The sequence below is a fragment of the Nonomuraea sp. NPDC005650 genome (genome assembly GCF_040605375.1).
In the GTDB taxonomy this organism is placed as follows: domain Bacteria; phylum Actinomycetota; class Actinomycetes; order Streptosporangiales; family Streptosporangiaceae; genus Nonomuraea.
The window spans coordinates 291,234-312,118 of record NZ_JBEXCR010000010.1; the positions used below are offsets into that span (position 1 = coordinate 291,234).

12 protein-coding genes are annotated in these 20,885 nt (G+C 71.9%); 5 read left to right on the forward strand and 7 right to left on the reverse strand.

The genetic code is table 11. The annotated features are described in order from the left end of the window. Positions 1 to 60: 60 nt before the first annotated feature. Positions 61 to 948: an SGNH/GDSL hydrolase family protein gene (locus ABZS69_RS19785; RefSeq protein WP_355374096.1), complete on the reverse strand. Its 888-nt coding sequence runs from the start codon at positions 946 to 948 to the stop codon at positions 61 to 63. A 395-nt stretch (positions 949 to 1,343) separates the two neighbouring features. Here ABZS69_RS19785 and ABZS69_RS19790 point away from each other — a divergent pair, with 395 nt between their 5' ends. Both ABZS69_RS19790 and prfH read left to right on the forward strand, forming a co-directional pair. Further along, positions 1,344 to 2,510 carry an RNA ligase RtcB family protein gene (locus ABZS69_RS19790; protein WP_355374098.1) on the forward strand — a complete coding sequence of 389 codons (1,167 nt, stop codon included), beginning with the start codon at positions 1,344 to 1,346 and terminating at the stop codon, positions 2,508 to 2,510. Next, positions 2,507 to 3,130 (forward strand): peptide chain release factor H, encoded by a 624-nt coding sequence (gene prfH / locus ABZS69_RS19795; protein ID WP_355374101.1) that lies wholly within the window; start codon positions 2,507 to 2,509, stop codon positions 3,128 to 3,130. The genes ABZS69_RS19790 and prfH overlap by 4 nt, the downstream gene beginning before the upstream one ends. Positions 3,131 to 3,132: 2 nt before the next feature. Here the strand turns inward: prfH and ABZS69_RS19800 are convergent, their stop codons facing one another. Both ABZS69_RS19800 and ABZS69_RS19805 read right to left on the reverse strand, forming a co-directional pair. Beyond that, positions 3,133 to 3,498, reverse strand: coding sequence for a hypothetical protein (locus tag ABZS69_RS19800; RefSeq protein ID WP_355374104.1), 366 nt, complete (start codon positions 3,496 to 3,498; stop codon positions 3,133 to 3,135). Between the two features lie 14 nt (positions 3,499 to 3,512). Beyond that, positions 3,513 to 13,124, reverse strand: coding sequence for a LamG-like jellyroll fold domain-containing protein (locus ABZS69_RS19805; protein ID WP_355374107.1), 9,612 nt, complete (start codon positions 13,122 to 13,124; stop codon positions 3,513 to 3,515). Positions 13,125 to 13,294: 170 nt separating this feature from the next. Here ABZS69_RS19805 and ABZS69_RS19810 point away from each other — a divergent pair, with 170 nt between their 5' ends. Next, positions 13,295 to 16,060: a LuxR family transcriptional regulator gene (locus tag ABZS69_RS19810; protein ID WP_355374110.1), complete on the forward strand. Its 2,766-nt coding sequence runs from the start codon at positions 13,295 to 13,297 to the stop codon at positions 16,058 to 16,060. Positions 16,061 to 16,070: 10 nt separating this feature from the next. Here the strand turns inward: ABZS69_RS19810 and ABZS69_RS19815 are convergent, their stop codons facing one another. The 3 genes from ABZS69_RS19815 to ABZS69_RS19825 all read right to left on the reverse strand — a co-directional run bounded on the left by ABZS69_RS19815 (position 16,071) and on the right by ABZS69_RS19825 (position 18,779). Beyond that, on the reverse strand, positions 16,071 to 16,730 hold the full coding sequence (locus ABZS69_RS19815) for a response regulator transcription factor (RefSeq protein ID WP_355374113.1): 660 nt from the start codon (positions 16,728 to 16,730) through the stop codon (positions 16,071 to 16,073). After that, positions 16,727 to 17,881 (reverse strand): histidine kinase, encoded by a 1,155-nt coding sequence (locus ABZS69_RS19820; RefSeq protein WP_355374117.1) that lies wholly within the window; start codon positions 17,879 to 17,881, stop codon positions 16,727 to 16,729. The genes ABZS69_RS19815 and ABZS69_RS19820 overlap by 4 nt, the downstream gene beginning before the upstream one ends. 244 nt (positions 17,882 to 18,125) lie before the next feature. Further along, complete coding sequence (locus ABZS69_RS19825; protein WP_355374119.1) at positions 18,126 to 18,779, reverse strand: hypothetical protein; 654 nt, start codon at positions 18,777 to 18,779, stop codon at positions 18,126 to 18,128. Positions 18,780 to 18,937: 158 nt separating this feature from the next. On the opposite strand from ABZS69_RS19825, the gene ABZS69_RS19830 reads away from it, so the two are divergent. Next, positions 18,938 to 19,660, forward strand: coding sequence for a sulfotransferase family protein (locus ABZS69_RS19830; protein ID WP_355374121.1), 723 nt, complete (start codon positions 18,938 to 18,940; stop codon positions 19,658 to 19,660). Positions 19,661 to 19,709: 49 nt separating this feature from the next. Beyond that, positions 19,710 to 20,306 carry a TetR family transcriptional regulator gene (locus tag ABZS69_RS19835; RefSeq protein ID WP_355374124.1) on the forward strand — a complete coding sequence of 199 codons (597 nt, stop codon included), beginning with the start codon at positions 19,710 to 19,712 and terminating at the stop codon, positions 20,304 to 20,306. Between the two features lie 53 nt (positions 20,307 to 20,359). Here ABZS69_RS19835 and ABZS69_RS19840 read toward each other — a convergent pair whose 3' ends face one another. Continuing rightward, on the reverse strand, positions 20,360 to 20,809 hold the full coding sequence (locus ABZS69_RS19840; RefSeq protein ID WP_355374126.1) for a carboxymuconolactone decarboxylase family protein: 450 nt from the start codon (positions 20,807 to 20,809) through the stop codon (positions 20,360 to 20,362). Positions 20,810 to 20,885 lie beyond the last annotated feature (76 nt).

Below are 20,885 nucleotides of genomic sequence, written 5' to 3' on the forward strand. Positions count from 1 at the left end.
ACCCGCACGCCTGACCAGGCAGCTCACCGCTCCACCGGCCGGCACCCGCGGCTGAATCTTTCATCGCCGCCCGTTCGCGGCGAGGGCGGACAGGATGGAGTCGGCGATGACCCGATGTCCGGCGGCGTTGGGGTGATCACCGTCGGCGGCCAGCAGCGGGGTGTCGTCCCGGGAGCCGTCGCCCTTGAAAGGGCCGTAGACGTCGACGTACCGCGCGCCCTTCGCCGCGGCCGTCTCGGCGAGGGTCCGGTTCACCGCGCGCGTGAGGGCGTCGCTGCCGGACACGTACGTCGCCCCCTTGGCCCGGGCGCTGTCGCCGTCCAGGAACACGTTCCAGTAGCCAGTGACGACGATCCGGCTGCGCGGGCGGGTCTGCAGCGCGCGAACCCTGCCGAGGATGCCGTCCACGTTGGCGCGCAGTCGCGCGAGGTCGTTCTTGTAGCAGGCCAGGCCCGCGCAGTCGTCGTCCCCGAGCGAGGTGCTGTCGAAGTCGTTGGCGCCGATGGTGATGATCACCAGGTCGGCTTTCCCGATGGCGTCCGTCGCCGATCCGCCGTCCACCTGGTCGAGCAGCCCCTGCGTGGTGAGCCCTCCGGTGGCCAGGTTGTCGGCGGCCACGGCGGTGCCCTGCCGCGTCGCCAGGGCTTGCCTGATCAGCGAGACGAAGGTGTCACAGTCGCACGCGGAGCCCGCCGGCACCGAATCGCCCAGCCCCACGATGGAGCTCACCTCTTCGGGCACCTCTTCCGGCACCTTGGCGGGCGCCTTCGCGGGGGCGACGGTGTCACCGGCTCGCGCGTTCCCCGTCACCCGCACGACCGGGGCGGCCTCGATCACGACGCTCCAGACCACGGCGAAGATCGCGACCGCCGCGAACCCTCTGACCCGCGACAGGCGCGCCACACCGGAGCCGCGGCGGCCCGCACGCGTGGCGCCTTCCTGGTGCACGCAATCACCCCCCTGCGTCGCGCCGCCTCACCGGGCACGCCAAGGGTCCAAAGCCTACGCCGGACAATGCACACAAATCCCCGTGACCACAACGTCCGTCGCAGCCGGTCGCCGCGGTGACCGGACAGGCCCGCGCCCCGAGCGACCCTCCCGGCCGAGACCTCGGCCACCGCACGACCGTCCCCCGAACGCGCACCGCTCCGGATGCCCGGCATGGACGCGGGCACGAAAACCGTCCGGCTTCCGGCCGAAAACCGTTTGCCTCGGCATGGCGGGCTCAGGGAACGTGATGTCCATGATGCTCTGACGGACAGCACCCGCTACCCCAGATGCCACGGCGCCGACTCGCGCCGTAATGCCGCCCGCCCGTAGTCCGCTCAGCGAAGAGAGCGTCTTTGTCTCAGCAACACTCCCTGCCGCCGTCCACCCCGGCCACCGTCACCGTGTTCGCCTCCCCCGCCAGCTGGATCGAGTCCGACGCCCTCGATCAGTGCCGCCAGGTGGCCGCCCTCGACGGCATGACGCACGTCGCCGCCATGCCGGACCTGCACCCCGGCAAGGGCGCACCCATCGGCGCCGCCATGGCTTCGACCGTCCTCTACCCGTTCCTGGTGGGCTCCGACATCGGCTGCGGCATCGCCGTGTTCCCCGTCAAGCTCAAGCGCGCCGCACCCGAGAAGCTCGCCGCCCGCTTCCCCGATCTCGATCGACCGCTCGACCCCGAGCAGGATGCCGACGACCCGGCCTGGGCCGTGGTCAAGGGCGACATTCCCGCAGGTCACGTCGAGGGCCTCGGGACGGTCGGCCGGGGCAACCACTTCGTCGAGCTGGCGCGGATCGGGACCGTCTTCGAGCCGGACCACGCGAGCCGTCTCGGACTCGCCGCCGGCGACCTGGTTCTCATCGTCCACAGCGGTTCCCGGGGGCTGGGCGAACGGATCCTGCGGGCGCACACCGAGGTCCACGGCGCGGGCCCCGCCCCCGATCCCGGCGCCTACCTGGCGATGCACGACGACGCCGTACGCTGGGGATCCCTCAACCGGCGGCTGCTGGCCGCCCGGGTCGCCCACGCGCTGGGGTTCGAGCCCACCGAGCCGATCGTCGACCAGTGTCACAACCTGGTCGAGGTCCGCGACGGCAGCTACCTGCACCGCAAGGGGGCCGCGCCGGGTGACGGCCGCGACGTGCTCATCGCCGGTACGCGAGGCACCCCCTCCTACCTCGTGGCCGCCCACGCCGGGCCGGACGCCGGCCATTCCGTGGCGCACGGCGCGGGCCGCAAGATGTCGCGTACCGACGCCCTGCGCCGGGGCAAGGCCAAGCACACGGTCGAGGAGCTGCGCCGCACCCCGATGGGGTCGCTGGTGGTGTGCGGCGACCGCCAACTGCTCTTCGAGGAGGCACCGACGGCCTACAAGCACATCGAGCAGGTCATCGCCGACCTCGTCGAGCATGACCTGGCCACGCCCGTGGCCACCACGATCCCCCTCGTCACCTACAAGACGCCCGACCTCGGGTCCGCGCCCCAGAGGGACCGCCGCCGCAAGCGAGCCCGGTCGTGAGCGTCCACCTGCTCCTGTCGGCCGGGCGTGGCCCGCAGGAGTGCGCCTGGGCGCTGGCCCAGCTGCTGCACCGCCTGGAGGCCGACGCCACCCGGCAGAACCTGGAGACCCACCGGGCCCAGACCGTTCCCGGCGACCGGCCCGGCACCTACCGGTCGGTCCTCGTCCAGATCGCCGGAGCCGGCGCCGAGGCGTTCGCCGCCTCGTGGACCGGGACCCTGTGCTGGCAGGCCCCCAGCCCCTACCGGGCCAGTACCGGCCGAAAGAACTGGTACGTCATCGCCCAACCGTGCCAGGTCGACACCCCGCACACGGCGTTCGCGGAAGCGGACGTCGACATCGTCGCCTGCCGCACCGGCGGCCCAGGCGGCCAACATCGCAACAAGGCCAGCACGGCGGTACGGGCGACCCACCGGCCCACGGGGATCGTCGTCGTGGTCGACACCGAGCGGCAGTTCAGCCTCAACCGCCGCATCGCCATGCGGCTGCTGCGACAGCGCATCGAGCACGGCGACGAGGCGGCCGGGCTCGCCGCGACCACCGCCCGCTGGCGCATCCACGATGAGCTCGTACGCGGCAACCCCACCCGGATCGAACGCCCGGAAAAGCCGGACCGGTGAGCCTACGGCGGTGAGGACGCCGCAGGGGGGATGAGCTCGTAGTCCGGGATCGTGGCGCTCAGCCGCTGGTACGCCTGCTCGTCCGCCTCCCCCGCGACGGCTTCTGGGATCTCGACGCTGCCCAGGTAAGGCCCCTTCAGGCAGTGGTCACACCAGAAGTGGGCCTCACCGATGAGCAGGCGAGGGATCCTGAGCCGGTACACCAGGCGGAGGCAGGCCCGTCCGCAGTTCGGGCAGTGCCCGGAGATCGGTCCGGGCAGCTCGTCACGGGCCTGCTCGTAAGCGTGCAGCCAGCTCTCCCATCGGAGCGCCTCGTCATGGGTGTTCGGCAACGGGTCCGCCTCGGTGCTCGCTGCTGCTGTCTTCACCGTTAGATATACCGTCACTGGTTACGTGGATGGTTGTCCCACCACTCGTCCTCGTAGGCGTAGGCCCGGTCCTCCCACGGGCGCGCTTCTTCGGCGGTCCTCGGATAGGAGCCGCCCTTGCGCAGGTCCTCCACGTGGTACCGCTCGTGGGCGAGGGTGCGGGCCAGCAGTTCCTCGCTGCGGAAGGCCGCTCGCCGGAGCAGGACCGTCTGATCGGGATAGGTCACCCCGGCCAGCCCGTCCATCCTCTTGTCGATCTTGATGGTCAGGTCGTCGATCCTGATGCTCCAGTCCTGGGCCACCCGCCGGACCGTGTCCATGTTCATCGGGAGTCTGGCGTTCCAGCGCGGCCGGTCTCCGGCGCGTCCCAGCGTGACGAAGTCGTCGGCGGCCGCGCCGGCGAGCGGCCCGCCCGCCCCGGCGCCGGCGCCGCCGGAGCCCGCGTTCCCCAGCGGCCCGGGCGTGGAGAGGCAGGCGGAGCCGGCACCCGTAACGCCGCGGCAGGGGTCCAGCTGCACCATCGGGTCCGGCGGGACGGCCGGGCCGGGATCGACGCGGCAGTCCTGCATCGCGTCCGCGCCGAACACCCCGGAGCACTGGCCGACGACGTGCGGGGCCGGGTCGAACCCGCCGTTGGGCTGCCCGTCACCCGCCCCGGCCTCGGCCGGCGTGAAGGCCACGCCGACCTTGTCCAGGATCTTGTCGATGGCGTTGTCGACTCTGTGCGTGAGCCCCTTGTCGAGCGCGTCGGCCAGCGAGGTGCCCGCCGGGCCGGGCAGCCGGTCGTGGTCGATGGGGCCCGGCCTGGTCGCGCGCGTCTTCGCGGCGATGTCGGCGAGCTCCTGAGGCGTGGGCGGCGGGGGCGGCGGAGGGGGAGTCACCTTGGGCGTCTTGCCGTTCTTGCCCGGGTCGGGGGTCGTGTCCCCGTCCGGGTCGCCGGACGTGCCGCCCTTGCCGGGCGAGCTGCCGCCGCCCGGGTATTCGATGTACGGCCCGCTGCCGTCCGGCCACCCCTTCCACCAGTTGTTCTGCCACCACTTGCCCCCCAGGTAGCCGAGGCCGGCGCCGACGCCGACCGCCGCGAGGCAGTAGAGCCAGGCCGGGCCGCAGGCCCGTGAGCCGCGCGCGGCCGCGCCGGCCTCCCCGCCACCGGTGAGGACGAAGTCGGCCGCGGTCAGGATCGGCTTGGCGATGTCCACCTTGACGACCCTGATCACGTCCTTGGCGGTGCCGCACACGAAGGCGGGGCAGCCGAAGTGGCCGGTCGGGTCCATCCGGTTGATCGGGTCGCCGTCCGCGTAGGTGAAGCGGTTGCCCCTCACCGACGGCACCGGATCCACTTCGAGCGTGTCCCTGCTGGGGAACGCGCCGGTTCCCGGGTCGTACCAGCGGGCGGCCATGTTGACCTTGCCGCTGGCCGGGTCGGTCCAGCCGCCCTGGTAGCCGATGCCCCGCCTGGTGCCCGAGCTGGCCACGACCTTCCCGTACGGGTCGTAGGCCACAGAGTCGGCCGGCGCGCCCGCGCCGGTGAAGGTGGCGGTGAGGTCGCCGTGCCGGTCGGTGTAGGCGTACAGGCCCGCGACGGAAACGACGTCGCCCGCCGGGTCCCTGCCGTAGAGCTCGGCACCCGCCGCGGCCGGAGTGTTGCCCATCCCGGAGTAGCTGAACGCGACGCCCGCGGCGGACGTGAGCCTGTCCAGCCCGTCGTAGGCGTAGGTCGTGGCACCGTCGCTGATCATCCGGTCGAACGCGTCGTAGCTCGTCGCGCTCGCGCTCCCGCCGGTCGGCGTCCTGGATCTCAGGGTGCCGCGCGCCGAGTAGGAGTAGCCGGCCGATCCGTCGGAGACCAGTTGGTTGCGCGCGTCGTAGACGGCGGCGGCCGGGCCGGCCTTGGTCCGGTTGCCCGCGTCGTCGTACTCGTAGGCGACCGAGTTCCACGACGTCAGCCTGCCCGCCAGGTCGTAGCCGTAGGTGTTGGCCCCGGCTCCTGCCGTACCGGTCGTGGTCTTGCTGGTGAGCCGGTCGGCGTCGTCGTAGCCGTAGGCGATGGCGGCCAGCGTCGCGCCCGCGCCGGTCTTGAGCGTGTCGGAGGTGGGCCGGTGCAGCGCGTCGTACTCGAAGGAGCGCTTGGCGCCGCCGTAGTCCACCCCCTTGAGCTGATCCATCGAGTCGTAGGAGTAGGTCGAGGTCCCGCCGGTGAGCGGGTCACGGACCGTGGTGAGGCGGCTTCCCGCGTCGTAGTCGTAGGCGGCCGTGCCCGCCTTGTCGGTACGGGTCTTCATCCGGCCGTCGGCGTCGTAGGTGAAGGACGCCGCGCCGGACGGCCCCGCCGTGCTGACGAGGTGATCGCGATCGTCGTAGCCGAAGGTGTTGCCCCCGGCCGAGGTCAGCCGGCCGATGGCGTCGTAGCCGAAGCTGTGGGCGGTCGTGCCGGTCTCGGCGCCCGCGCCGGTCTCCGCGGTGAGCCGGTCCAGCGCGTCGAAGGTGCGGCCGAGGGTGACCCCGCCCGGCTTGGTGACCTGGACGGGGCGGCCGGCCGCGTCGTAGTCGGTGATCGTCCGGCGGTCGGTGACCGCGGTGTAGGTCGTGGTCGCCGGGACGAGCATCGTCGTCTGGAGGTTCCACGGGTTGTAGGCGAACGTGGTCGCGTTGCCGTTGCCGTCGGTGAAGCGGGTGCGGTTGCCCACCGCGTCGTAGCCGAACGTCGTGTTGACGGTGCGCGTGGACGTGGTCTTCTCGTGCTGGCCGGTCAGCCGGTTCAGCGCGTCGTAGTCGTAGGTGGTGACCCCGCCGCCGGGCCTGCTGACGGTGACCGGGTTGCTCCCCGCGTCGTAGCCGAGCGTCATCGACCGCAGCGAGTTGCCCGAAGCGTCGAGATCGGCCATCGCGGTCGCCCGGCCGGCGCCGTCGTACGTGAGCGCGCTGCTGGTGCCGTCCGGGTTGAGGGCCTTGGTCACCCGGCCGGCGTGGTCGCGGGTGTACCAGCGGGCCTGGTTCAGCGGGTTGACGTCGGCCACGACCTCGCCCGCCGCGTTGTAGCCGAACTGGCTGCGCGCGCCCGACGGGGTGGTGACGTAGGTCAGGTTGCCCGCGTCGTCGTACTCGTAGGCCGTGGTGAACCCGGCCGCGGCCGGTGTGCGCTCGACGGCGGTGGTGGAGATCCGGCGGCCGAGGTCGTCGTACGTGGCCCCGCTCACCCGGCCCGCCTGGTCCCGCGTCCAGAGCCATTCGCCGGCCGCGTCGAAGCCCGACCGCGACCGGTTGCCCGCCGCGTCCGTGGTGGCGACCACGTTGCCGAGCTGGTTGTAGGTGTAGGCGTCGCCGTGGCCGAGCGCGTCCGCGACGCTCGTCACGCGGCCCAGCGCGTCGTACGTCCTGGTGGAGCTCCCGGTCACCGTGGCACCGGCGCCGAGCTGCGTGTACGGGGGCAGGGTGAGGACGAGCGGCCGGCTCATGGCGTCGTAGGTGATCGTGGTCCGGTAGCCCTCGGCGTCCTCGCTCGTCACGACGTCGCCGAAGCTGTTGTAGCCGGCCCGCGTCGTCGGCCTGACGTTGTACGGCGAGCTGCCCAGGTGCTCGATGGCCACCGTCGGCGCCTTGGTCGTGGTCAGCCGGCCCACCTCGTCGTAGGTGTAGTCGGTCACCCCGCCACGCGGGTCGGTCATCGTCCGCTCGAAGCCCCGCTGGTCCCTGGTCCAGGCGGTCGTGAGCCATTCGTCGCCGTCCCAGACCTTCTGGGAGAGGGGCCGGCCCAGCGCGTCGTGCTCGAACGTGGTCCACGTGAAGGCGCCGTTCTGCGCCTGGACCAGGGAGATCAGGCGGTCGTCATCGTCGTAGCCGTACGTGGTCTTGCGCTTGATGCCGGAGGGGTCGAGCAGGGCCTCGGTGGTCCGGTTGGCGGCGTCCACGGTGTACGCGGTCGTGCTCTTGCCGTTGCCGGTGACGCGCTGGATGAGGTTGCCCGCGCTGTCGTAGGTGTTCTGCTGGAGCGGGATGTCCCGGGTGGTCCCGTCGGCGTTGCGGAAGCCCTCTGCCCAGACCGATTCGAGCAGGTTGTCGTCGTAGTAGCGGTAGCGGGTGGTACGGCCCATGGCGTCGGTGACCGTGGCCAGGCGCCCCGCCGGGTCGTAGGCGCGGGATTCGAGGACCAGCTCCTTGGCGGCGTCGTTGTCCAGCGGGTCGCCCACCCAGTTGGCGAGGCTGGTGGTCAGCAGCAGGCCGGTCGGCCCGTAGGTGCGCCGGTAGTCGGCGCCGGTGGCGTCCACGGTGCCGGCGAGGTTGCCGTAGGAGTCGTATTTGTAGGTGGTGACGCTGCCCGCGGCGTCCTTGACGGACGAGACGCGCGCCGCCGAGTCGTAGGTGTAGTCGGTGGCGCGGGTGACGTCCTTGCCGGTGGGGTCCATCCGCTCGACCTTGGTGACGTTGCCGTCGACGTCGTAGGTGTAGATGACCCACGGGAGGTGCTTGACCCCGCTGATCGCGTCCGTGGTCGCGGGGCCGACGGTCGCGGTCAGGTGGTTGAGTGCGTCGTACCCCATCGAGGTGACGACGCCGTTCGGGAACGTGTCGGAGATCTCGGTCACGGCGGTGGGCCGGCCGGCGCTGTCGTAGTCGTACTTGGTGGTGAGCCCGGCCGGGTCCACCACCTGGGCGAGGTCGCCGTTCTGGCGGTAGCCGTACCGGGTGACCTTGCCGCCGGGGGTGGTCACGGAGGCGAGCAGCCCGTCCGGGGAGGTGCCGCCGCCGACGGCGGCCTCGGTGCCGTCGGTGTAGGCGTATCTGGTGCTGCGGCCACCGGAGGATCCGCCCACGGGAGGCGTGGTGACGCTGAGCAGGTCGCCCGAGATGTCGTAGGTGTAGCTGGTGCGGTGCGCCGTGTCGTTCCCGGCGCTGGCCCGGGCGTCGTACGCGCCGGTGAGCCGGTCGTTGCGGGGGTTCAGCGGGTCGCCGGAGTCCAGGTAATAGGTGAAGTAGGAGGTCTGGCAGGAGCGCGGCCCCCGGCAGGTCACCTTCATGACCGGGTTGCCCCGGCTGTCGTTGAACAGCTGGGTGGTGTGCCCGTCCGGGTCGGTCACCGAGGCCAGGTTGCCGTTGAGGTCGTAGCCGTATCGCGTGGTGCCGCCCGAGGCGTCGTACAGCGAGGTCGGGCGGCCGCCGTGCAGGGGGTCGAAGCTGTAGACCATCGGCTTGTTGCCCGGGTCGGCGGCGAGCACGGTGGTGGCGGGGATGCCGAACGTCGCGACGTCCTTGTAGTGCGCCTCGATCGCGTCCGTGCTCAGGCTGCTCCAGTAGATCGCCACCTCGTCGATGGTGCCGGTGAAGTGGCCCAGGGTGTCCGACGGCTTGGCGGGCCAGTTGCCGGCGATGAAGCCGGCGCCGACGTAGACGTGGTTCTGCGCGACCGTGGACACCGGCCCCTTGGACCTGGTCCCGACCACGGAGCCGTCCAGCCAGAGCCACTGGGTGCCGCCGGAGGCCGTCAGCACGACGTGGTGCCAGCTCTCGTCGGTCACGGTCTTGCTCGTGGTGATCGGCGCGACCGCGGCGCCGTCCCAGAACTGGCCGCGCAGCTTGCCGTCCGTCCCGACGTACAGCGCGGGCGTGTAGCCGGCCTGCGGCCCGGCCGGGTCGGTGATGGCCTGGGCCTGGTAGGCGAGCAGGACGCCGGGCTTGGCGGTCTTGAACCACAGCTCGGCCGAGAGGTCGCCGCCGCCCTTGATCTCGCCGTCGGGCAGCTCCAGGTAGGAGGTGGAGCCGTTGAACCCGGCGGCCGTGTCGCCGCCGGTGGCCAGGAAGATGGGCGCGGTCTGGTTCAGGGAGACGTTGTGGTAGGTCGCGTCGGTGTCGCGCCCGTCGCCGTACGCCGCGCTGGCCGCCCGGGTGCCGGAGTACTCGGCGAGGCGGTAGTACTCGCGCGGCCGGGCGCCCAGGACCGCGCTCGGGTAGTACTCGGTGCTGGCCTGCGTCTGGGCGGGGAAGACCTTCCACTGCCCGCCGCCCGCGTCGATCACCGAGGCGACGCGGTCGGTCTGGGTGTCGTACGCGAGCGTGGCCTGCAGCTTGCCCGAGGGCAGCTTGGCCGTCTCCAGCACGCCGGTGTACTGGCCGGCCGCGTACTGGGCGGCGACGGCCGTGGAGCCGAGCGGGTGGGTGTAGAAGGCGGGGTCGTCGATCTGGCCGGTGAAGTGGCCGCGCGCGTCGGCGGGCGCGGCGGGGCACCAGCCCGAGGTGGTCGTGTAGCCCGCCCCGATGCTGGCGTACGGCAGCTTGGTCGCCTTGACCTGCTTGGTGCGGCTGGCCACCATCGACCCGTCCACGTACAGGCTCTGCCAGGTTCCGCTGGAGGTCAGCACCACGTGGTGCCAGGCCCCGTCGTTCACCGCCGCGGTCGACGCCATCGATCCGCAGCTGCCGTCGTCGGCCAGCTGGCCGTGCAGCTTCCCGTCGGTCCCGACGTAGAGCATCGGCAGGAAGCCCCAGGGCAGCGGGCCCCGGGAGTCCTCCAGCGTGTTCGACTGCGCGCCGTACAGCACGCCGGCCTTGGTCGTCTTGAACCACATGCCGACCGCCGCGTAGGTGGTCTCGTCGGTGACGCTGTACGGCATGCGCACGTAGGAGCTCGTGCCGTTGAACGTCGCCGAGCCGTCCGCGGTCCCGGCCGGGGCGCCCGCCGCGCCGTAGGACAGGTTGACCGCCTCCGCGTCGTCCTGGCCGACGAACAGCCGGGCCTCGTTGGTCGTGCTCTGGTGGAGCCGGTAGTACATCGCGGGGGCGGCGTCCATGACGGCCGTCCGGTAGTGCGACACCATCTTGTAGGTGTATTTCGTGCAGGCCGTCGTCGTGCCCGGCGGGCAGACCTGGGCGAGCAGGCCGTAGCCGTAGCCGTAGGTCCACGCGGGCGCTCCCTGGGCGGGGTCGGTGGCGACCGAGGTCACCAGCCCGCTGTTCCAGGTGAAGTAGAGGCCGCGACCGCTGACCTTGTTCACGACCTTGGCGAGGGTGCCGTCGCCGTTGTAGGTGAGGTACTCGCCGTGCTGGTCGTCGTCGTAGATCGCGGTCAACCGGCCGTTCGGGTCGAACACGTACGCGCCGCCGGACTTGTCGCGCAGGAACCAGGCCAGATCGGTCTTCACCAAGCTCACCGACCGGCCCTCGGGCGGCGCGTACGTGCCGTCGGGGTTGCGGCCGAAGCGCGCCTGCCGCCCGTCGGGGTAGGTGACCACGACGTTGCCGGTGAAGTCGTTGTCAGTGACGATCTTCATGTCGTAGGCCGTGGTCCAACCCACGCCGAACATCCCCGAGCGGGAGTTCAGGCTGCTGTACGAGCGGGTGACCGCCAGCGCGGGACCGGCGGTGGTGAGGCTCGCGTCCGTGGTGGTGGCCGCGTACTGGCCGGTCAGCGGGTCGATGCCCTTGACGGCGGCCGTGCCCGCGCTGTCGGAGACGTGGGAGGAGACCAGCGGCTGCGGCACGACCGTGCGGAACGTGCTCCATCCGGACGCCGGGCTGGAGTCCTTGCCGTCGGTGACCAGGACGCGCCACATGTACTGCTCGCCCCACTTGAGCTTGCCCTGCGGCACCGCCCAGCTCGCGCTCTGGGCACCGGTGTTGGAGTCGCCCGTGACCAGACCGGCCGCGGGGCACGTGTTGGGATCGGAGACCAGGCAGACGTTGAAGATGAAGTTCAGCTCACCGCCGGGCCACTCGTCCCCGTCATGGCCGGAGGCCGTGAACTCCGGCGTCAGCGTGGACTCCACGTACCCGTTGCCCGGCCACATCGAGTCGACCTGGGGCGGCAGGTTCACCACGGTCAGGCTCACGCACCAGACGGGTACGCCCCAGTCCGAGAAGAACTGCCCGTTCGCCACCATGTCCCAGCAGATCTGGTACGAGCCCGGGTTGAGCGGGTCGATCGTGGCGCTCACCTTCGCCGAGCCGTTGTTGGCGACCGTGCCGGGCAGCCCGGCGGCCGCGGTGGAGCTGCCCACGAAGGTGCCGCCGGTGGTGTACACCTTGTAGCCCAGCTTGACCGTGCCTGGCGACCAGGAGTTCATCCCGTTGTTGATCACCGTGACGGGGAGCCGGCCGGCGCTGTTGGCCGTCACCGGCGGGTCGATCGTGGCACCGGAGTCGATCGCGTACAGCGCCCGCCAGGGGCTGTAGTCCACCTGCAGGTAGGGCGGGTTGGCCGAGTTGGCGCTGGCGAACTCCTTGAAGCTGTCGGCGGTCAGCGCCAGGCCGTTGTTGCCCGCGCCGTTGGTCCAGTCCGACAGGGCGGACAGGCCCGCGCTGTTGATCCCGATCCACGCCCAGCCGGCGCCGCCGCAGGTGACGCCGCCGGTGAAGCTGGCCGACCCCCAGGTGTCGCCGAGGGTCACGCCGGGATAGGAGGCGATCGTGCCGACGTTCCAGCTGCTGTTGATCGCCTTCACCGTGACGGGGTTGGCCGAGCAGGAGTTCGACAGGGTGTTGTACAGGAAGAGCGCGGCGCCGGTCACGTAGGCGTGGGGGATCTGGGAGGCGAGGTTGAAGTTGATGTAGGCGTTGTTGCGCTTGGTGCCGTCCTGGGAGCCGACCAGGAGCTGATCGCTGCCGGAGTGGTTCGCGCCGGAGTGGTTGTCGACGTACGTGTCGGAGGCGGCGCCGCTGGTGATGCGCACGTAGGAGGAGGGGTCGACGACCACCGGGAACGCGCGGTCCTCGGCCCGCAGCCACTTCTGGTCGGCACTGACCCGCAGGACGTCGCCGACGAGGGTGTAGCGGACCGCGTCGGAGCGGGCGCCCTTGGCGTCGATCATGAATCCGGCGGGGACGGTGATGCGGACGGCGCCATGCTCGTCGACGAACTCCACGCCCTGCGACGAGCTTCGCGGCGTCAGCCCCTTGGCCTGGAAGGGGAAGTCCCAGGGGCCGGTCGCGGCCTGGCGCGAGGTCAGGACCAGCGACTCCTTGATACCGTCCCAGGTGGCCTCGACTTCGAGGTCCGTCTCAGGCAGCACCCCACGATATTTCGCGACATTTCGTGAAACAGAGGCTTTGGTGCTGGTTGCCCCTTGGAGGGCGAAGGACAGGCTGTGCTCCCCGTCCAAGGTGAGCGATTGGAGCCGCGGGTCGGCGGCGTCGTCGGCCACCTCGACCCCGACGTCGTTGGCCGCCTGCCGCCAGCGTCCGTCCGCGCCGGTCAGGTTGACGTCGATGTCCGCCCACTCCCCCGTGGCCGTCTGATAACGCACTGGCCTGGAGTACGTGCGTACGGTGTAGGTGTGGTCGGGGTTCTGGAAGACCTTCGACGTCGCGTCTCCCAGGGTGGGCACCACCCGGCTCTGCGCGGCGACGAACCCGTGGGCTTCGCTCTTGCCCGGCTTGCGAGTCGCCGCGCCCACCCGCTGCGGTGTGTTCGACAGCCGGGAGACAGGCTTGGGCGGCTCCGGGGCCTCCCTGGGCACGGTGCCCTTGGGCGGCTCGGGGGCGGGCCGCTCCGGCAGCTCGGCCTTCGCCCGGGTCGCCTCCACCGCCGCCTGGTGGGCGCGGTTCGCCGCCGAGCCCGGCCACTGCTCGGGGAGCGTGGGCTCCCTGGGAGCCGCGTGGGCTCCCTGACCTGCGACACCTATGACAAGGGTGGTCACTGTCAGTGCAGCGCAAAGACGCGTGGCCCAACGGTTCCTCATGCCGACCTCCGGCGGCGACCGTAATCGCGACCCGTCCGTCCCACATCCGTAGGGGTGACGTGGATCGAGCGCGCCTGAATGTTCCCGGTTAGGTATGAGATCCACTTCCAGTCCGGTACTCTCGCCTCGTGCTGCACGGGCGCGTCGCGGAGCAGGCCGGAATCACGCGGCTTCTCGCTGGTGAGAGCGGTTCCCTGATGGTCCGCGGGGAGGCCGGGTCGGGCAAGAGCGCGCTGCTCGCCTTCGCGGCCGAGAGCGCCGGTGATCAAATCGTGCTCCGGGCCTCCGGCAGCCCGGAGGAGTCGCACCTCCCGTACGGCGGCCTGCACATGCTGCTGGCGACCACCCGCCCGCGCTGGAAACACCTGCCCGCCCGGCAGCGCGACGTGCTCGACCGCCTGGGCGAGCAGGACGGCCCGCCGGAACCGCCGTACCTGCCGGTCTGGGACCTCCTGCGCCACCTGGCGGCAAGGCAGCCCGTGCTCTGCCTGATCGACGACGCGCACTGGCTGGACCGGGAGAGCCTGGCGGTCCTGTCCTTCTGCGTCCGCCGCCTCGCCGCGGCGCGCGTGGTGATCCTGGTGGCCGCCCAGGGCGAGCTGCCCGCGCTGCGGGGGATCGACGAGCTGGACCTGCCGGGCATCGACAGGCAGGCGGCGCTGAACATCGTCGCCGAGTGCCGGCCGGGCATCGTCCCGCAGGTGCGGGCACGGATCGTCGGGGACGCCCGCGGCAATCCGCTGGCCCTGCGCGAGCTGGCCGCGGGGATCAGCCCCGCGCAGGCCGAGGGCAGGCTGTCGCCGCTGGGGCTCCACACCGGCTGGCCGGGGCGTTCGAGGCGGGCCGACCAGCTGTACGGCGAGCGATTACGTACCCTGCCTGAGCGGACCCGCTCACTCCTCCTGCTGGCCGCCGCCGACCCCGCGGCCACCCTGTCCGAACTTCTCGCCGCGGCCGAGCTTCTCCCCGCGTCGGGGCTTCTCGCCGCGGCCGGGCCTCTCACGACCGGCCGGGTGACCCCGGCCGATCTGGCGCCCGCCGAGACCGCCCAGCTGGTCGAAGTGCGGCCGAGCGGGCTCACCCCTCGCCACCTGCTGATACCGGTCGCCGCCTACCAGTCCGCGCCGGTCTCGGCCCGTATCGCCGCGCACCGGGCCCTGGCCGAGGTGTCGCCCGAGCGGCGGGTCTGGCATCTCGCCGCCGCCGCGCTGGGGCCGGACGCGGAGATCGCGCGCGAGCTGGCGGCCGTCGGGACGTCGTCGGCGCTGGAGCGCGCGGCCGAGCTGACCACCGACCCCGAGCTGCGCGCCCGGCACCTCGCCGCCGCCGCGCTCGCCGCGTGCGACGCCGGGCAGCTGCGCCGCGCGGCGGACCTGGCGACCCGCGCGACCGAGCTGAGCGCCGAACCCTCGACGCTGGCCTCGGCCGCCCGCGTGCTGGCGACCGTGGAGACCGAGATCGGCTCGCCCGCCAAGGCCGCGCGGATGCTGCTGGACTCGGCGGCCAGGATCGGCGACGACGACCACGCCACGGCCATCGTCATGATCGCCGACGCGATCCGCCTGTTCGGCTACAGCGGCGACGAGGGGCTGGCCACCCAGATCGCCGCCGCCGTCTGGGCGGCGCCGGAGCTTTCGCGAGTCCCTTTCGCGCGATCGGAGGCCGAGCCCACCTGGTCCGTCCCGCTGGCCCGGTCGCTGCCGCCGCTGGCGAAGATCATGGCGGGTGGCCCGTTCAGCGGTTTCGCCGCCATCGGCGAGCTGGTCGAGCACACGCCCGCCCTGGCTACCCAGCAGGCCATCACCGCCACCTCGTTGGGCCTGATGGCCGCCGACGCCGGATCGGCGCTGCGCCTCACCTCCACGCTGGTGGCCGACTGCCGCGACCAGGACCTGATGGGGCTCCTGCCATACGCCCTGCAACTCCAGGCCCATGCCCTCATGCTGAGCGGCCGCAACGCCGACGCGCTCAGGCAGGCCACCGAGGGGCTGAAGCTCGCCGGCGACCTCGGCCAGACCCATCGGGTCGGGCACCTGAGCGGCGTGGTCGCGCTGATCGCCGCGATGAACGGCGACGAGAAGCGCTGCCGGGCCTACGCCGAGTCGAGCCTGGCCTACTGTGCCGAGCACGACGCGCCGGCCAGCGCCGCGCTGGCCACCTGGGCGCTGGGCCTGCTGGAGCTGGGGCTGGGCCGGGCGAGCGCCGCGGTGAACCACCTTGAACGCGTGGTCGCCGGCCCCGCGCATCACCCCGTGATCGCGGTCCGCTGCGCGGCCGACCTGGTGGACGCGGCGGTCCAGGCCGACCTGCCCGGCGCCGCCGTCGAGCCGCTCGCCCTGCTGGAGCAGTGGGCGAAGGACACGCGCCAGCGCTGGGTGGGCGCGGTGGCGCTCCGGTGCCGGGCGCTGGTCGCGCCGGACGGCGAGGCGGAGCCGCTCTTCGTCGGCGCGCTCGACCTGCACGGCCCGTCCCAGGCGTCCTTCCAGCGGGCCAGGACCGAGCTCGCCTACGGGCAGTGGCTCCGCCGTATCAGGCGCAGGTCCGAAGCCCGCTCTCACCTGCGGGCCGCGCGGGCCGCGTTCGAGCAGCTGGGCGGGATGCCCTGGGCGGAGCGGGCCGCGACCGAGCTGAGCGCGGCGGGAGAGCCGAGCCCGGCGGAGCCGCTGCCGGAAGCGCTGCGCGGGCTGACGCCGCAGGAGCGGCACGTGGTGTCCCTCGCCGCGCAGGGGGCCTCCAACCGGGAGATCGCCGCCCGGCTCTTCCTCAGCCCGCGGACCGTCGGCTACCACCTCTACCGCGCCTTCCCCAAGCTGGGCATCACCTCCCGTACCGAGCTGGCGAAGCTGCTGTGGTCCCCGGCGGGGCCGGCGAACAAGCTCGCTCCGCCATGGTGACTCGAAGGGCTCAGGTCACCAGGCCGTTGCGGTAGGCGTAGACGACCGCCTGCACGCGGTCGCGCAGGTCGAGCTTGGTCAGGATGCGGGACACGTACGTCTTGACGGTCTCCGGGCTGATCACCAGCGTCGCGGCGATCTCGCTGTTGGACCGGCCGTCGGCGATGAGGCGCAGCACCTCCAGCTCGCGCGGGGTCAGCGCGACGTCGTCCGGCGTGTCCTCGGCGGGGCGGATCCGGGACGCGTACCTGCCGACGAGCTGCCGCGTCACCTCGGGTGCCAGCAGCGAGGCGCCTGTCGCGACGGTGCGGATGCCGTGCAGCAGCTGCGCCGGCGGGGCGTCCTTGAGCAGGAACCCGCTCGCCCCCGCGCGCAGCGCCTCGTACACGTACTCGTCCAGGTTGAACGTCGTCACCACCAGCACCTTGACGGGGTCCGCCACCCCGGCGCCGGCCAGCAGGCGGGTCGCCCCGATGCCGTCGAGCACCGGCATCCGCACGTCCATCACCACGATGTCCGGGTTCAGGCGGCGGGCGAGGTCGACCGCGGCGCGGCCGTCACCGCACTCCCCCACCACCTCCAGGTCGGGCTGCGCGTCGATGATCGTCGCGAACCCGGTGCGGATCAGCGCCTGGTCGTCGCAGACCAGGACCCTGATCGGAGCGTTCACGACGGGCTCCCGGCAGGGATGCGGGCCCGAACGACGAAGCCGCCGTCCGCCTGCCGGTCGGCGCTGAACTCCCCGCCCAGGGCATCGACCCGATCGCGGAGCCCGGCCAGGCCGCGCCCGCTCCCGCCCGGTGAGCGGGTCCGCGAGCCGGAGCCGTCGGTGCTGACCTCCACGATGATCTCCTTCTCGCGATAGCGCACGCTGACCACGGTGCGGCTGCCGTGGGCGTATTTGAGGGCGTTCGTCAGGGCTTCCTGCACGACCCTATAGGCCACGAACTCGGCGCTGCCGGCCGATTCCGCAGGGTCGCCCCCCTCGGTGAACTCCACCGGCTGCCCGGCCCGGCGCGTCTGCTCGACGAGCGCGTGCAGGTCGCCGGCGGACGGCGTCCTGACGTCGGCGTCGTGCTCGGGGTTGAGCAGGTCGAGCAGGTGCCGCAGGTCGGCGATGGCCCGCCGGCCGGTGTCGGTGACGGCGCTCAGAGTCGTGTCGAGGCGTTCGGGCGCGGCGGTCAGGTAGCGTGCGGCCTCGGCCTGCACGACCATCGCCGTCACGTGGTGGGTCACGACGTCGTGCAGCTCGCGGGCGATGCGGGTGCGTTCGGCCGCGCGGGTGGCCTCGGCGAGGTGGCGGCGGCGTTCGGCCTCGGCGGCCCGGGTGGAGCGCAGCCAGGCTCCGATGCCCCACGCGAGGGCCAGCGCCAGGTAGAACAGCGCAAACTCTTCCGGCGGCTCGGTCCCGCCGAGCCGGTTGAGCGCGACCGCCAGCGCCAGGTACGCCGCGGACAGGAGCACCACGGTGCCGCGCCGGTGACGTCCGAGATGGGCGCCCGCGCTCATCAGCGCGACGGGCAGCGCGGTGCCCGCCGACGTGTGGTAGGCGAAGAGCTGGTCGAGGGCGAAGCCGAGCGGCACCAGGACGGCACAGACGGCCGGCCACCGTCGGCGCACGGCCAGCGGAAGGCATTCGAGGGCGATCACCAGGACGGCCGGCGCGTCGAAGGGGCGGGCCGGCAGCTCGCCCAACTGCGTCCCCCTGCTCTGGAGCGCCGGCAGGAACGACGCGACGGCCAGCAGCAGCGCGAGCGGAAAGTCCCGGACCGTGACGTCACACCGCTGCCATAGGTCCGAGACCCGTCGGAGCTCGATCACCGGGCAGCCCCGGCGGCCGCGAACTGCTCCAACAGCCGCATGACGACTCCCTTGCCAGATCCCGCGACCGGAGCGCCGCGGCTACGCCGAGAACGTTAGGGATCCGACGACCTGGAATCGTCACCGCACGGTGGACACTCGCGGGTAGCTCGCACGGGGGACCCGCACGCCACGATGGCCGATGAGCTCCGGACCGGCGACCGCCGCCGCCGCCCTGCCCGCGGAGGCGGTCGCCTGAGCGGCCCTAGGGGTAGCGCTCGGCCAGCTTGGCCTTGATCTTGGCGACGGTGCCGTCGAAGGGCATGAGCTGCGGGTCGCCGTGCCGGTAGTCGAGGAGTTGGACGGCGTACACGGCACGACCCTGGCGGACCAGGGCGACCCAGAAGTGGTACGTCAGCGTCGAGTACGGGTTGGTGGCGGCGGTGACCCGCAGGACCTCCACGCCGTCCGCCTCACCCGCGCCGGTGATGTCGTACACCACCGAGCCGGTCTCGCCCGGCCGATTGCGGTCGACGCAGGTCGCAAGGTCGGCCCGCCACTGCCGCTCGAAGGCCGCCGCGCCGTCCGCGTTCGGGAAGACCCAGACGTCGTTGTAGGAGTGGAACCACGTCGGCGTGGAGAACCTCGCGCTGACGCCCGCGCTCGCGCCGGTGTCGCGCCCGTACTCCCAGCAGGTCGGGCCGGTGACGCCGGGCTCGAAGTACGGGTTGACCCATGGCTCCCCGTACGACTCGCTGACCGGGGGCTGGTCCGCCTTGGTCAGCAGCACTGCGCGGTCGACCTCGGCCTGGGCGGTCGAGGCCGATGCGGCGGAGGCAGTGGCGGGGAGGGCGGTGAGGAGCATCGCGCAGACGACGGTGACGCCGCCCAGAGCGGCCCGGACTGCGGGTAAGTGCATGAGGTGTCCTCTCTCTGACCGAAGATTGACGTCATTGATCATCCGATGTCATGCGAGAGAGTCAAGGGTCTGGCGGAAAAATGTACAGGTGTTGAGATTTGTGATCCACTCTCCTAGCCTGAGGGCGACCGTCAACGCAGACGACAGGGGATCTCGGCATGATGAAAGTCATCGGCGCGGGGCTTCCGCGCACGGGCACCACGTCAATGAAGGCCGCCTTGGAGCGGCTGGGCTTCGCCCCCTGCTACCACATGGTCGAGGTGATGACCCATCCCGGCCACGTCGATCACTGGCTGGAGGCGTCCGCCGGGAAGATCCGGACCCGCGAGGACTGGGACCGGGTGTTCGAGGACGGCTACCAGGCGGAGGTGGACTGGCCCGCCAGCCACTACTGGCGGGAGCTGGCCGACGCCTATCCCGAGGCGAAAGTCATCCTCACCGTACGGGACCCGTACAAGTGGTACCCGAGCATCCGGATGCTGCTCTCCGGCCAGAACCGTCCGGCTCCTTCGGACGAGCTGCCCGAGCAGGTCCGCCAGCTCCTCGCGACCATGGAGCGAATGGGGCCGCTGCTGAACCAGATGGGGCGCGCCCATTTCGGCCCCGACTGGACCTTCGGGGCTGAAATGGGCGACGAGGAGGCGGTCGTGGCGGCCTTCAACCGGCACGTGGAGACGGTGAAGCAGAGCATTCCCGCGGAGCGGCTGCTCGTGTTCGACGTGCGCGAGGGGTGGGAGCCGCTGTGCGCCTTCCTCGGCGTGGACGTCCCGGCCGGCGAGCCGTTCCCGCATCTGAACGACGCCGAGTCGATGCGGCAGGCGTTCGAGCGGATGAAGTCGGGCGACATGTCGGGCTTCCCGCTCGACCGGCCCGGCGGGTGACGCGCCGGTAGTCGATAGCATCGGCCTGCGCAGGAAGAGGTGACCAGCAGTGACCGATGCCATCGAGCAGGCCGGCAGCGGCGAACGCAAGGGCGAGCGCACCCGCCGCCGCATCCTGGAGGCAGGGCGGCGGGTGTTCGGCGAGGTGGGCTACGACCGTGCCACCATCCGGGCCATCGCCGCCGAGGCGCAGGTGGACAAGTCCTCGGTGATCCAGTATTTCGGCACCAAAGAGCGGCTTTTCCGCGAGGCCCTCGACCTCCGCATCGATGTGGACTCGCTCACCGTGGACGGCGACCCGGCGGCCACGGCGGAAAGCTACCTGCGCGCCATGCTCGAACGCTGGGCCGCCACCCCCGACACCCCCATGGCCGTGCTCCTGCGCACCAGCCTGACCAGCGAGGAGGCCGCCGAGCAGCTGCGCAGGCACATCACCGCCGAGGCCATCGACCGCATCGCCTTCCACCTGGAGGGGCCGGATCCACGGCTGCGGGCGGCGCTGGCCGGGGCGGTCATGTTCGGCATCACGTTCCACCGTCACCTGCTGCGCACCCCGGATCTGGCCGGCGCTCCGATGGACGACGTCCTGCGCCTGGCCGTCCCGCTCATCCGCGAGCTGCTCGCGCCGCCGGCCGCGCCCTCCTGACGACCCCGCCCGCGCCGCCGGCCGCGCCCTCCTGACGGCCCCTCTCGCGTCGCTCAGCGGACGGCCGCGGTGGGCGGGGCGCCGCTGCCCTCCAGGCGGGTCGTGATCGCGATGCGGTTGTGCGCGTTGATCACCGTCGCCGCCCAGATCAGCGCCGCGAGCTGCGTCTCCTCGAACTGCCTCGCCGCCTCGGCGTACACCTCGTTCGGGACCTGTCCCGCGAAGACGAGGGTGATCGCCTCGGTCAGCGACAGCGCGGCCCGCTCCTTGGGGGTGTAGAACTTGCTGTTCCGCCAGGCCCGCACCTCTCGGATGCGCTGCTCGTCCTCCCCCATGGCCCGCGCGTCCTGGGTGTGCCGGGCGAGAGAGAGGGAGCAGCCGTTGATCTGGGACGCGCGAATCTTGATCAGCTGGAGCAGTCCCGGCGAGATGTCCGCCGCCTGCGCCGCGGCCAGAGCGGCCGCGTGCAGGGCGCTCATCGCGCTGGAGACTTCAGGGGTCACGTTCTTGATGGCAATCCGCGGGGCAACCGTGGCAACAAACATGTCGTGACTCTCATCTCGCTCGTTGAAGCTCTTT